General features: G+C 25.7%; 12 protein-coding genes and 1 tRNA gene. 4 read left to right on the forward strand and 9 right to left on the reverse strand.

Annotation, left to right across the window (positions count from 1 at the left end; all coding sequences use genetic code 11):
* Window positions 1-11: 11 nt before the first annotated feature.
* Window positions 12-1,223 carry an aspartate aminotransferase family protein gene (locus IX46_RS02660; RefSeq protein WP_053940454.1) on the reverse strand — a complete coding sequence of 404 codons (1,212 nt, stop codon included), beginning with the start codon at window positions 1,221-1,223 and terminating at the stop codon, window positions 12-14.
* A gap of 321 nt (window positions 1,224-1,544) precedes the next feature.
* On the opposite strand from IX46_RS02660, the gene tsgA reads away from it, so the two are divergent.
* Window positions 1,545-2,714: an MFS transporter TsgA gene (tsgA, locus tag IX46_RS02665; protein ID WP_053940455.1), complete on the forward strand. Its 1,170-nt coding sequence runs from the start codon at window positions 1,545-1,547 to the stop codon at window positions 2,712-2,714.
* 112 nt (window positions 2,715-2,826) lie between these two features.
* Here the strand turns inward: tsgA and trpS are convergent, their stop codons facing one another.
* The 4 genes from trpS to aroK all read right to left on the reverse strand — a co-directional run bounded on the left by trpS (window position 2,827) and on the right by aroK (window position 6,345).
* Window positions 2,827-3,834 (reverse strand): tryptophan--tRNA ligase, encoded by a 1,008-nt coding sequence (gene trpS, locus IX46_RS02670; protein WP_053940456.1) that lies wholly within the window; start codon window positions 3,832-3,834, stop codon window positions 2,827-2,829.
* 23 nt (window positions 3,835-3,857) lie between these two features.
* Window positions 3,858-4,544 carry a ribulose-phosphate 3-epimerase gene (gene rpe / locus IX46_RS02675; RefSeq protein ID WP_053940457.1) on the reverse strand — a complete coding sequence of 229 codons (687 nt, stop codon included), beginning with the start codon at window positions 4,542-4,544 and terminating at the stop codon, window positions 3,858-3,860.
* A 155-nt stretch (window positions 4,545-4,699) separates the two neighbouring features.
* The gene (gene aroB, locus IX46_RS02680; RefSeq protein ID WP_053940458.1) at window positions 4,700-5,782 is read right to left on the reverse strand and encodes a 3-dehydroquinate synthase; all 1,083 of its coding nucleotides are present in this window, start codon (window positions 5,780-5,782) and stop codon (window positions 4,700-4,702) included.
* Between the two features lie 41 nt (window positions 5,783-5,823).
* A complete protein-coding gene (gene aroK, locus IX46_RS02685) occupies window positions 5,824-6,345 on the reverse strand; it encodes a shikimate kinase AroK (protein ID WP_053940459.1) in 522 nt (173 codons plus the stop codon).
* A gap of 445 nt (window positions 6,346-6,790) precedes the next feature.
* On the opposite strand from aroK, the gene IX46_RS02690 reads away from it, so the two are divergent.
* Window positions 6,791-6,875 (forward strand) — tRNA-Ser (locus IX46_RS02690).
* A 6-nt stretch (window positions 6,876-6,881) separates the two neighbouring features.
* On the opposite strand, the gene deoD is transcribed toward IX46_RS02690, so the two are convergent.
* The 3 genes from deoD to IX46_RS02705 are packed head-to-tail and all read right to left on the reverse strand — an operon-like array spanning window position 6,882 to window position 10,476.
* Entirely contained in the window at window positions 6,882-7,589 is a 708-nt protein-coding gene (gene deoD, locus IX46_RS02695) for a purine-nucleoside phosphorylase (RefSeq protein WP_053940460.1), read from the reverse strand.
* Between the two features lie 31 nt (window positions 7,590-7,620).
* Window positions 7,621-8,853 (reverse strand): phosphopentomutase, encoded by a 1,233-nt coding sequence (locus IX46_RS02700; RefSeq protein WP_053940461.1) that lies wholly within the window; start codon window positions 8,851-8,853, stop codon window positions 7,621-7,623.
* Between the two features lie 36 nt (window positions 8,854-8,889).
* Window positions 8,890-10,476, reverse strand: coding sequence for a peptide chain release factor 3 (locus tag IX46_RS02705; protein ID WP_053940462.1), 1,587 nt, complete (start codon window positions 10,474-10,476; stop codon window positions 8,890-8,892).
* A 182-nt stretch (window positions 10,477-10,658) separates the two neighbouring features.
* Here IX46_RS02705 and ansA point away from each other — a divergent pair, with 182 nt between their 5' ends.
* Window positions 10,659-11,675, forward strand: a complete 1,017-nt coding sequence (ansA, locus tag IX46_RS02710; RefSeq protein WP_053940463.1) for an asparaginase — start codon at window positions 10,659-10,661, stop codon at window positions 11,673-11,675.
* A gap of 34 nt (window positions 11,676-11,709) precedes the next feature.
* Here ansA and IX46_RS02715 read toward each other — a convergent pair whose 3' ends face one another.
* Entirely contained in the window at window positions 11,710-12,285 is a 576-nt protein-coding gene (locus tag IX46_RS02715; RefSeq protein WP_053940464.1) for an NfuA family Fe-S biogenesis protein, read from the reverse strand.
* 133 nt (window positions 12,286-12,418) lie between these two features.
* Here IX46_RS02715 and bioH point away from each other — a divergent pair, with 133 nt between their 5' ends.
* A complete protein-coding gene (gene bioH / locus IX46_RS02720; protein WP_071880125.1) occupies window positions 12,419-13,195 on the forward strand; it encodes a pimeloyl-ACP methyl ester esterase BioH in 777 nt (258 codons plus the stop codon).
* The last annotated feature ends 61 nt before the right edge of the window (window positions 13,196-13,256 follow it).

The following is a 13,256-nucleotide window of genomic DNA, read 5'->3' on the forward strand; positions in this document are numbered from 1 at the left end:
CAAAAACAATTTCACAATTGTTCTAAAGCACAACAAAAACGCCTCATTCCCTCGATAATATCATCTTCACTAATGATCAATGAAGGAGCCATTCTAATTACATTTTTTCCTGCTGTTAAAAAAATTACACCTTCTAAAAATGAATTATATAAAATATCCTTTATTTTGTTTTCAAATTTTGATTCTAATACAAGCCCAATTAGTAAACCTATTCCTCTAATTTCTGTGAACAATTTAAAACGTTTATTGATAATATTCAATTCAAATCTAATTTTCTTAAATTTTTTTTCAACACCAGATAATATATATTTAGTGTTAATAATATCAATCGTTGCTTCGGCAACAGCACAAGCAAGAGGATTTCCTCCATATGTTGTTCCGTGTATTCCAGGAATAATTGCGGATTTAATTTCACTAGTTGTTAACATTGCGCTAATCGGAAAACCACCTCCTAAAGATTTAGCAATAGTTAAAATGTCAGGTTCTATTCCATAATGTTCATATGCAAATAATTTACCGGTTCTACCAATTCCTGTTTGCACTTCATCAAAAATTAATAATGCGTTATATTTATTGCATAAAAATCGAAGTTCTCTGATAAAAGATTTTGATGCTGGAATAACTCCACCTTCACCTTGAACTAATTCCACAACTATTGCACAAGTATTTTTATCAATAATTTTTTTTACAGTTTCAATTTTATTAAATTCAGCATGCTGAATACCTAAAGGTTTAGGTCCAAAACAGTCAGAATATTTTGATTTTCCACCAACAGATACTGTAAATAATGTTCTTCCATGGAATGAATTATAAAAAGAAATAATTTTATTTTTTTTTATATGATATTTTTTTATTGCATAATAACGTGCTAACTTAAATGCTGCTTCATTTGCTTCAGCCCCTGAGTTGGCAAAAAAAACATAAGATGCGAAACTTGATAAAACTAATTTTTTAGCTAATCTTAAAGCTGGTTCGTTTGTAAAAATATTACTAGTATGCCATATTTTTCGACTTTGATAATTTAACACTTTGTTTAATAAAGGGTGACAATGTCCTAATGATGTCACTGCAATTCCACCAGAAAAATCAATGTATTCTTTACCTTCTTGATCCCAAATACGACTGCCTTTTCCTTTTGTAGGAATAAAAAAACATGGATCATAAAAAGGTAAAATGAAATCATTAAAATTATTTCTTGTAACTAATGTGTTTTTCAATATGATTAAATTTCCTAAAATATATATTTACTAAATCAAAAGTATTTTAAAAATAAACAATATATCTTTAAATAATTAAAAATCTTAACAAAATTAAAATTTATTAAATAAAAAAATTTGAATTAATTAAATTAAAATATACATTATATTTTATTAAATTTAAACTTATTTTAGCAATAAAAATAAACAGCTATTTTATATTCAATTGAAAAAATTGTTTATCTTTGAACATCTAAATAAAGTTTTAATTATAATAAATAACATATTAAAAATATAAAACAGTTGTTAACACTTTAAAATTTTTATTTATACAAACAGGTGAAAAAAGTGAAAAATATTAACCAAACAGGGCTAACATGGATTAGTTTTTTTTCATACGCTTTCACAGGTGCATTAATAGTCGTAACAGGAATGATAATGGGAGATATTGCTAATTACTTTAACTTATCCATATCTCAAATGAGCAATATTTTTACTTGTTTAAATGCAGGAATATTAGTATCAATTTTACTTAATTCTTGGCTAATCAATCTTGTTTCCTTAAAAAAACAACTAATATATGGATTTATACTTTCTATTGTTTCAATATTAGGAATAATACTTTCTAACAACATATTATTATTTTCAATTAATATTTTTATACTAGGATTAGTAAGTGGAATTACTATGTCGATTGGTACTTTCATTATTACAAAATTATATTCTGGATCAAAAAGAGGATCCAAACTTCTACTAACTGATTCTTTTTTTAGCATGTCTGGAATGATATTTCCTATTATCGCAGCATATTTATTAGAAAATAAAGTTGTATGGCACTGGATATATATATGTATAGAAATTATTTATTTTATAATTTTTATTTTGTCAATAAGCTTAAATTTTCCAGAATCAAAAGATAAAATCAAGTATACAAAAGAAATAAAAAAATGGAATTTTAATATCATTGTATTATCTATATCCGCATTATTATATATTTTAGGCCAACTAAGTTTTATTTCTTGGGTACCGCAATATGCAACAGAAATAATGAAAATTAAAATAACAAAAACAGGAAATTTAGTTAGCAATTTCTGGATGGCATATATGATTGGTATGTGGTGTTTTAGCTTTATAATAAAATTTTTTAATTTAAAACATATATTTGCTTTATTGTCTGGTATTTCAACAATACTAATGTATGTATATATACATAGTTCTACTTATTCAATAATGAAATATATTATTATTAGTTTAGGATTTTTTTCTAGCGCTATTTACACTATAATTATCACACTAGCTTCACTACAAACAAAAAAACCATCTGCAAAATTAATAAACATAATTCTGTTTTTTGGAACCGTTGGCACGCTACTAACGTTTATAGTAACTAGTCCTATTGTGAATAAAAAAGGATTGTATGCAACTTTAATATGTTCAAATATATTTTATGGCATAGTATTTTTTTTATCTTTATTAGTCTTAATCAACAGAAGTAATAAAATTAGTTTAAAAGAATAAAATTTTTTATAAATAAAAATATTTATATAGCAATATTAAAAATTGTTATTTATATAATAAATAAACTAGAATATAACTATTTCTGGTTTATTTATCTAATTAATTTTAAAAATTAAACCATTCCTATTGCAGAAAACACTTTATTCAAAGTTTCTTGAGATTTTAAACGAGCTCTCACTGCGCCAATTTCAATAATTTCTTGTAGAAAAAACTCATTATTGCGATAATGAATATAAGATTTTTGTAGCTTTAACAAAAATTTAGACAGAGCTTCGGCAACAATACTTTTAAATTCACTATATAGAATTCCATGCAATTCTTGTTCTAAAAAATTGATTTCTTTATTAGTTATAGCAGAAAGAATTTCTAATAAATTTGAAATTCCTAATTTTTTATTAGTATTGTGATAAATTTTTGGAGGATGTTCTGAATCTGTAATACAATTTTTAATTTTAAAAACAACAGAAGAAATATTTTCCAATAAAAAAATAACATTATTTTGATTGACATCAGATTTAGACATTTTTTTTGTGGGATCCAATAAAGACATAATTTTAGAACCGTTTTCACTAATAATGGGTTTTGGTATAGTAAAAACATTGCCGTGTAAAAAATTAAAACGATTAGCTATTTTACATGTTAATTCTAAGTGTTGTTTTTGATCTTTTCCTACTGGAACAAAATTTGTTTGATATAATAAAATATCTGAAGCCATTAAAACAGGATAATTAAATAAACCAATATTACTATTTTCAATGCAATTTTGAACTTTTTTCAATTTAAACTGAGTCATTCTAGATAGCTCGCCAAATCGACTGCAACAACTTAGAATCCAATTCAACTGACTATGTTGACAAACATGTGATTGAACAAAAATAGTACTTTTATTAGGATCAACACCACAAGCTAAATATAGTGCTAAAGTATCTAATATTACATTTTTTATTTTTTTTTTTTTGTTAATCGCTGTTAAAGCATGCAAATCTGCAATACAATATAAACATTCATATGTATTTTGCATATTTGACCAATGACGCATTGTACCAATATAATTTCCAATAGTTAATTCACCAGAAGGTTGTACAGCACTAAATAATATTGGCTTAGAATTAATAAACATAAATTAACACCTTAAATAAAAAATTAATGAATGAACTTAAAATCAGAATATTTTAATTCTTCGCGAATTTTTTCAATAATTCTTTGATAATCAGGATAATCAAAAATTCCAGAACCAATTACAAATACATTTGCCCCTGAAAAAGCTATTTCAGAAATATTTTCTAATTTAACCCCTCCATCTACTTGCAAAAAAATATCTAATTCATTCGAATCAATTCTTTTACGTGCTTCACGTAATTTATTTAATGTAGATGGTAAAAATGATTGATTTCCAAAACCAGGATTTACCGACATTAATAAAATTAAATCTAGTTTATCTATTACATAATCTAAAAAGTTCAGAGAAGTAGCTGGATTAAATGCTAAACCTGCTTTACATCCATTCTCTTTAATCAAATTTAATGTCCGATCAATATGATCGGTAGATTCTGGATGAAATGTAATCAAGTTTGCGCCTGCTTGAGCAAATTGAGGAATTAAATTATCTACAGGTTTTGTCATTAAATGAACATCGATAAATGCAGTAATTCTAAAATTTCTTAATGATTTTAAAATCATAGGACCCATTGTTAAATTAGGAACATAATGATTATCCATTACATCAAAATGAATCCAGTCTCCACCTGAATCAATAACTTTTTTTGTATCTTTTCCTAAGCACGCAAAATCAGCAGATAAAATTGATGGAGCTAACAAAAATTTTTTCATATTAATTTGTTCGATTTATATAAGGTTATCAATAACTAACAATATAAAAATAATATTTAATAGGTTAGTATCAGAATTTGTTATTTATACTTTTTTTTAAACACAATTTATACTAAACAATACATTTTTAAAAATGTTGTAAAAATGAAAAAAATTTATTGAGAATCTTTGATAGCATTTAAAATAACGTTTTTATCTATACCAGAAAAAACTTTAGCTTTTCCAATAGAAACAGGCAGCACCAATCTCATTTCTCCTGAAATTACTTTTTTGTCACGCATCATATATGGCAAATATGCAACTGCAGACATATTTTTTGGGCCTTTTATAGGTAATCCAACTGTTTTGAATAAAGAAATTATTCTGTTATAATCTGATTTTTTTAAATATCCAAGCAATTCTGATGTACGAGCTGCCATAACCATACCGACTGATATTGCCTCGCCATGTAACCAGCTACCATATCCAGAATGCGCTTCGATAGCATGACCATAAGTATGACCAAAATTCAATAATGCTCTAAAATTATTTTCTCGTTCATCAAGAGAGATAATTTTTGATTTCAATTCACAACATTTTTTAATACAAAAACACATAGATTTATGATCTAATAATAATATCTTTTCAATGTTTTTTTCTAGCCAATTAAAAAATGTTTCATCGAAAATAACAGCATATTTAATAATTTCAGAAACCCCTGAAATTAACTCATTATAAGGCAAAGTTTGTAAAAAATTAATATCTATAATCACTGAAGATGGTTGCCAAAAAGAACCTACCATATTTTTCCCTAATAAATGATTTACTCCTGTTTTCCCCCCAATAGAAGCATCTACTTGTGCTAAAAGAGTAGTTGGAATTTGAATGAAACGAACGCCTCTTTGATAAATAGATGCTGCAAAACCAGTTAAATCACCTACTACGCCACCACCTAAGGCAATCAAGGTAGTATCACGAGAATGTTTTTTTTCGAGTAATGCAGAAATGACCATCTCTACTTCATTTAACGTTTTAAATTGCTCTCCATCTGAGATAATTACTTGATCTATTTTAATCCCTGATTTTCTTAGTTGGAAAAATACTTTATCTTTTAAAAGATTAGCCAATGTTTTATTTGTGACTAACATAGCTTGATTACCTGGCTTAAGAGGAAAGAAAATATTATCTTCTTCAATAACACCAGATCCAATATTAATCGGATAACTACGATCACCTAGGATAACTTTTAATTGTTCCATAATTATTATACTCTGAAATATACTGTGAATAGTGATTAATATTATATTTTTTCTAATAAACGAACTATGTTATTTGCAACAGATTTGGCGCTTTGAGTGTCAGTATGAATTTTAAAATCCGCTATTTCTTCATATAATGGATTTCTTTTGATTGCTAAATTTTCTAATATAATCCTATTTGATATATTTGTTTGCAATAATGGTCTTTTTTTATCTCTTTTTGTACGTGATAACTGCTTTTCAATCGTGGTTTCTAAATATATAACAACTCCTCGAGCTGATAATATATTTCGGTTTTTTTTGTATTCTACTGATCCTCCGCCTGTAGCGAGAATAATCCCTTGTTTTTGTGTGATCTCATCAATAACTTTGACTTCTCTTTCTCGAAAACCATTTTCACCTTCAACATCGAAAACCCAACTTATAGTAGCCCCAGTACGTTTCTCGATTTCTTGATCAGAATCAAAAAAATCCATATTAAGTTGTTGAGATAATTGACGACCAATTGTGCTTTTGCCGGCACCCATAGGTCCAATTAAAAAGATATTTCGTTTTTCTGCCATATTTTTTTATTACTAAAATAATTTGTTAAAATTACTCACGCTGAATATGTTAATATTCGCAAGATATAAAACGTTAAAAATAGAACAATAAAATATAAAAAATTTTACTTTTAAATTTTCTAATAAAGCAATGCATTAAACATTCTAAATTAACGTATTTAGACTATTTGACATAATCATATTATAAAATTTTATAAGTTTTATAGGTATTTCATAAATCAATTTATTCCTTATATTTAATTAGTTATTTGTTAAAATATTCCGAAAAAAAATATTTTAAATAAATCAAAAACTAAAAAATATATTCTATCAGAGTCAAGATTATTTTTTCTATCTTTTCTTCATAATTTTATTATAAATATTTTTATATATTTAATAAATTAAAAACTTGACGTAATTTACTTTTTCAGATTAAATAAGATAAATGTTTTTTAAAATTTATTAAGGTGAGGTGTCCGAGAGGCTTAAGGAACACGCCTGGAAAGCGTGTATATGGAAACGTATCAAGGGTTCGAATCCCTTTCTCACCAAAAAAACTAAATTAATAAAGCAGTTTCTAAAGATAAAATAATCATATCATTAAAACTAGATTCTCTATCTTTCGATGAAACAGATTCTTTTTTTGAAATATGATCAGAAACTGTACAAATCGATAAAGCTTGTGCTCTAAATTCAGATGCAACAGAGTATATTCCTGCTGTCTCCATATCTATTCCAACAATATTATACTTTTTTAAAATATCTAACATATTTTGATCAGTATAAAATGAATCGGTAGTAAAAAAATTACCAATATGAATCTTAACATTCATTTTTTTTGCAAATAAAAATGCGTTATAAGCGATATTAAAATCTGCAATAGCAGCGTAATCATGATTTTGAAAGCGTATTCTATTAAATTTTGAATCTGTAGAAGCGCCTAACCCAATAACAATATCACGTAATTTTATATCATCTCGTACAGCTCCACAAGTTCCTATTCGAATAATCTTTTTTACATTATATTCTACTATTAGCTCTCTAACATATAGAGCAGCAGATGGTATTCCTATACCATGACTCATAACGGAAACTTTTTTATTTTTGTAATATCCTGTATAAGCTAGCATTAATCGCGTTTTATTCACTTGCTTGTAATCATTGAAATAATTTTCAGCAATATATTTTGCTCTTATAGGATCGCCAGGCATTAAAATGATATCTGAAAAATCATTTTTTTTACTATTAATATGGAAAGTAGACACTTATTTTTCCTTACTTTTAAAATAAACATTTTTATAACATACATTTGCCATATTGCATTTCTGATAATGAAAAATATTTTGCAATTGTTTGTCCTATATCAGAAAAAGTTTTACGATGACCTAAAAAATTTATCTTTTTATCAGGAGAATAAATTAATATAGGAACATTTTCTCTGGTATGATCCGTTCCTATCCAAGTAGGATCGCATCCGTGATCTGCAGTAATAATAAATAAGTCTTGTCCTTTAACTAAATTAATCATATCAGCTAACTTGTAATCAAAAAATTCTAAACCTTTAGCATATCCAGAAACATCACGACGATGACCCCAAACAGAATCAAAATCTACAAAATTAGTAAATACAATAGTATTATTTTTTGCTGATTTCATTTCATTGATAGTTATATTGCACAATTCTTCTAATCCAAAAGATTTTATACTTTTACTAATCCCTATACCTGCATAAATATCTGAAATTTTTCCTATTCCAATTACCTCTCCTTGTTTTTCAATTATTAATTTTTCCATCACAGTAATAGAAGGAGGTTGTATAGATAAATCTACTCTATTTTTTGTTCTCTTAAAATTTGATTTATTGTTTCCGATAAAGGGACGAGCTATAACTCGTGCTATTTTAAATTGATTTTCATCTAACAAATTTCGAATTTTTTTGCATAATTTATAAAGCTTAGACAATCCAAAAATATTCTCGTGGCATGCTACTTGAAACACAGAATCAGATGATGTATATAAAATTGGTTTACCAGTTGCAATATGTTCCTCACCTAATTCTGTAATGATTTCTGTTCCAGACGCATGACAATTACCAAGAATACCAGGTAATTTAAAATGTTTTATAATTTTATCTATTAAAATACTTGGAAATGCGTCATTAAATTTTTTAAAATAATACCACTCATCTAGAACTGGAACTCCAGCTATTTCCCAATGCCCAGAAGTAGTATCTTTTCCTGAAGAAATTTCACTAGCAAAACCATAACTTGCAATAATTTTAGATTTATTACATGTCTCATGAAAACCTAAAGGATATTTTCCTGTTGCAGATTTATATGCTTGAATTATTCCTAATTTTATTAAATTAGGGATTTTTAAACATCCATCTCTTTCTTTATTAGCTTGACCTAAAAAACATTTCTCCGCTATATGTCCAAATGTATCAGAACCGTAATCATTAAACTTGTGAGAATCAATACTTGATCCAATTCCAAAAGAATCTAAAATCATCAAGAAAACACGCTTCATTTCGAATACCTAAAATAAATTAAAATATATTTATATTTACTGCTCTCTTATTGAATTAAAATTAATATCAACATATCGAGACATTGCTATTTCTAAATTTGCTTTATTAGGCGCTAAATATGTTAAGTTATTAAAACTATCTAATGCTAAATAAGATTTATTTTTATTTACAAAAATATCAATATTTTTTTGATCATTGGATTTAATCCAGCGAGCAAATTTAACATTAATTTTTTCGTATATCACATCTATTTTATATTCAATTTTTAAACGTTGAATTACCACGTCAAACTGTAATATACCAATAGCACCTAAAATTAAATAATTATTGTTAAAAGGATAAAAAACTTGTATTGTACCTTCTTCTGACAATTGCATTAAACCTTTTTTTAATTGTTTTTGTTTTAACGGGTTTTTTAAAAAAATTCGACGAAATATTTCTGGAGCAAAACTAGGAATTCCAATAAAATTAATATCTTCCCCTTCTGTAAAAGAATCTCCAATCTTAATTGTCCCATGATTATGTATACCAATAATATCTCCAGGGTATGCTGTTTTTATGTAAAATCTATCTCCCGCTATAAAATAAAATGCGTCTGAAACAATAATATTTTTTTTTATTCTAATATGTCTTAATTTCATACCTGGTATATATTTTCCGGATACAATTCTAATAAAAGCTATACGATCGTGATGCTTTAAATCCATATTAGCTTGAATTTTAAATACAAAACCTGTAAATTTTTTTTCTTCAGGTTTTACTTTTCTTTTATTACTAATCCGATAAGTAGGTGAAGGAGCCCATTTTATTAAGCTTTCTAATATATGATCAATGCCAAAATTACTTAATGCACTACCAAAAAAAACAGGTGTAATGATGTTTTTTAAAAAATTTTTTTTATTAAAATTCGAATATACATGACTAATCAATTTTAATTCTTCATCAATATTTAAAGTTAAATCTAAACTAATATATTTATCTAATAAACTTTTTTTAAAATCATGCAAATCTACTTTAAAAATTTTAGTTTTTTCTGATTTATTATATAAATAAATCAATTTTTCATCTAGATGAATAACACCTTTAAAACGATTACCGCAACTAATAGGCCAAGTAATAGGCACACAAAATAATTTTAATTCTTTTTCAATTTGATCTAAAATTTCTATTGGTTCAAGACTATCGCGATCTAATTTATTAACAAATGTAATAACCGGCGTTTGATGTAATCGACTTACATTCATTAATTTTTTTGTTCTTTCTTCTATCCCTTTAGCAGCATCAATAACTAACAAACAACAATCTACTGCGGTAAGAATACGATACGTATCTTCTGAAAAATCTTGATGACCAGGAGTGTCTAATAAATTAACTAAAATATTTTTATATTGAAATTGCATAACAGATGTTGTAATAGAAATACCACGATCTTTTTCAATTTGCATCCAGTCTGATGTAGCGTATTTCCCACTTCCTCTTGCTTTTACTGTTCCAGAAGTATGTAATACTTTTCCTAAAAGTAACATTTTTTCTGTAACAGTTGTTTTTCCGGCGTCAGGATGGGAGATAATAGCAAAAGTACGTCTTTTTTTTATTGATAATTTATCATTTAAATTACACATATATACTCTATTAAAATAATTTTTTTTCGAAAATCTGATATAAATTAAAAATATATTTATTCTAACCTGTATATCTTGTTAAATATAAAACATTTTTAAAATAAATACATGGGTATAAATTAAATTATATGCAATAATGAGAATATTTATAATTAAATTATAAATGATAAAAGAGTTTTTGCATGACAAAAAAAAATATATATATCGCATATACAGGCGGAACTATTGGAATGAAAAAATCGAATAATGGATATATTCCTATAGCCGGTTACTTCAAAAAAAAATTAACTAAAATGCCAGAATTTTATAGCCCAGAAATTCCAAATTTTATTATTAAAGAATATAACCCACTAATTGATTCTGCGAATATGAGTCCAATAGAATGGCAAAAAATTGCAAATGATATTAAAAAAAAATACTATCAATATGATGGATTTATTGTGATTCATGGAACAGACACTATGGCATATACTGCTTCAGCATTATCTTTTATTTTAGAGAATTTGAAAAAACCAATTATTATTACTGGATCTCAAATTCCTATTGCAACGATTCGATCAGATGGACGTCAAAATTTACTAAATTCACTATTAATTATCGCAAATTATCCTATTCACGAAGTCACTGTGTTTTTTAATAATAAATTATATAGAGGCAATCGAACGACTAAATCTAACGCTAATGGTTTTAACGCATTCTCATCTCCTAATATCGCCCCTTTATTAGAAATGGGAATTAATATTCATTATTTATGCAAAAATAAGTTTTATAAAAAACAAAAAAAACTAAAAGTATATAAAATTATACCTCAACCTATCAGCATTATTAGCATCTACCCTGGGATTTCTAGTGAAATTTTAAAAAATTTTTTATTACACCCGGTAAAAGCATTAATTTTATGCACATACGGAGTTGGAAATGCTCCTCAAAACAAAAAGTTTTTAAATGAATTATATATTGCTCACAAAAAAAACATTATTATAATTAATCTCACACAATGTGCATCTGGACATGTTAATATGAACGGATATGCTACAGGCAATACACTTAAGAAAATTGGAGTTATTAGTGGTTACGATTTAACAATTGAAGCTGCTGTCACGAAATTACACTTTTTACTTAGTCAAGAAATTTCAGTAAAAAAAGTTCGGAGACAAATGCAAAATAATTTACGTGGCGAATTAACAAATTATTTATAATTTTAAAATAAATATAGCTATTCAAAAAATTTTTTTAATAAAAAGAATGATTTCCATGTAAATGTTGAGTTTGATCAATTACTTTTTTTATCTCAGGAAAAAAAGATAATATTTTTTTTTCAACCATTTCTTTTAAAGTCATTCCTATCATTGAACATCCATTGCATCCTCCACTAAATTCTATGAAAGCTATATGATCCTGAGAAATATTGATTAAATTTACTTTTCCACCATGCAGTGATAACTGAGGATTGATTTCCGTATTTAAAAAATTTTTTATTTTTTCTACTGTAGAACATTTTTTATGTATAATATTTTTTCTGGCATAAGGAGCTGTAAAAGTTAACTGTGTAGTTAATTTATCCACTAATAAATCAATATTAGAATTTTTTAAAAAAGGAATAATAGATTTATTAACATAAACACAAAAATTATTATACTCTAACTTAATATCATGTTCAGCTATTTCATCTATACTGCAATAAGCCACTCTGCATTCTGCATTTGTCATACCAGGATTAACAATAAAAACACGAATTTGAGTTCCTATTGGTTCTTTGGATAAAAGTGATAAAAAATAATTTTGAGCTTGATCAGAAATTTTAATCATAATAATTTTTTTTAATATGTTATAATTGACTTAAATTATGAATTTATTATGATAATATTACTAATTAATTATTGTAAATACAAGATAATTATAATTTAATATTTTACGTAAAATATTTTTAATGTTAAAAATAATGAAAAAATTTACTTGGAAAGTGCTAGGAAATGGAAAAAACAATCTAATTATACTAAATGGATGGGGAATGAATTATAAAATATGGTTTTTTATAATTCAAGAACTTAGTTCATATTTTAGACTACATTTAATTGACTTGCCTGGAATAGGAATAAATAAAAATCTTAATCCTACTAACATGCAAAAAACAATTGAAATTTTAAATTTTTGTATGCCTAAAAACTCTATTTATTTAGGATGGTCACTAGGAGGTTTAATTGCAACTAATTTTGCTTTATTGCATCCTAAAAAAACTTTAGGATTAATTAGTGTATCATCTTCACCTTACTTTATAAAACAAAAAAACTGGCCAGGAATAGAAAAAAGAGATTTATATCATATATACAATAATTTGTTAAATCAATATCAAAAAACAATAAATAATTTTTTGTTTTTTCAAACATCACAAGAAAGAAAACATTTACAAGATTTAAAAACATTAAAAACAATTTTATCTGGTGAAAATCATATACCTAATCAAACAACATTAAAAAAAGGATTGGAAATATTATTATCAGTTGATTTAAGATGTACAGTATCCATGATTAAAGTTCCATTTCTGCGTATATATGGAACTTTAGATACTTTAGTTCCAAAAAAAATTTCAAGTTTTATGGACTTAATATGTCCTAAAAGTACTTCTATTATTATAGAAAAAGCAGGTCATACACCATTTATTTCACATAAAAAAGAATTTTGTTCTATTTTATTAGAATATTTTTCCAAACAAATATAAAATACTAATCAAAATAATATTTAAATATCTGCCCCAAAAAATGGGGCTAAATAAAACATGT

Origin of the sequence: Buchnera aphidicola (Aphis glycines), from assembly GCF_001280225.1 — a bacterium.
Taxonomy (GTDB): domain Bacteria; phylum Pseudomonadota; class Gammaproteobacteria; order Enterobacterales; family Enterobacteriaceae; genus Buchnera; species Buchnera aphidicola_E.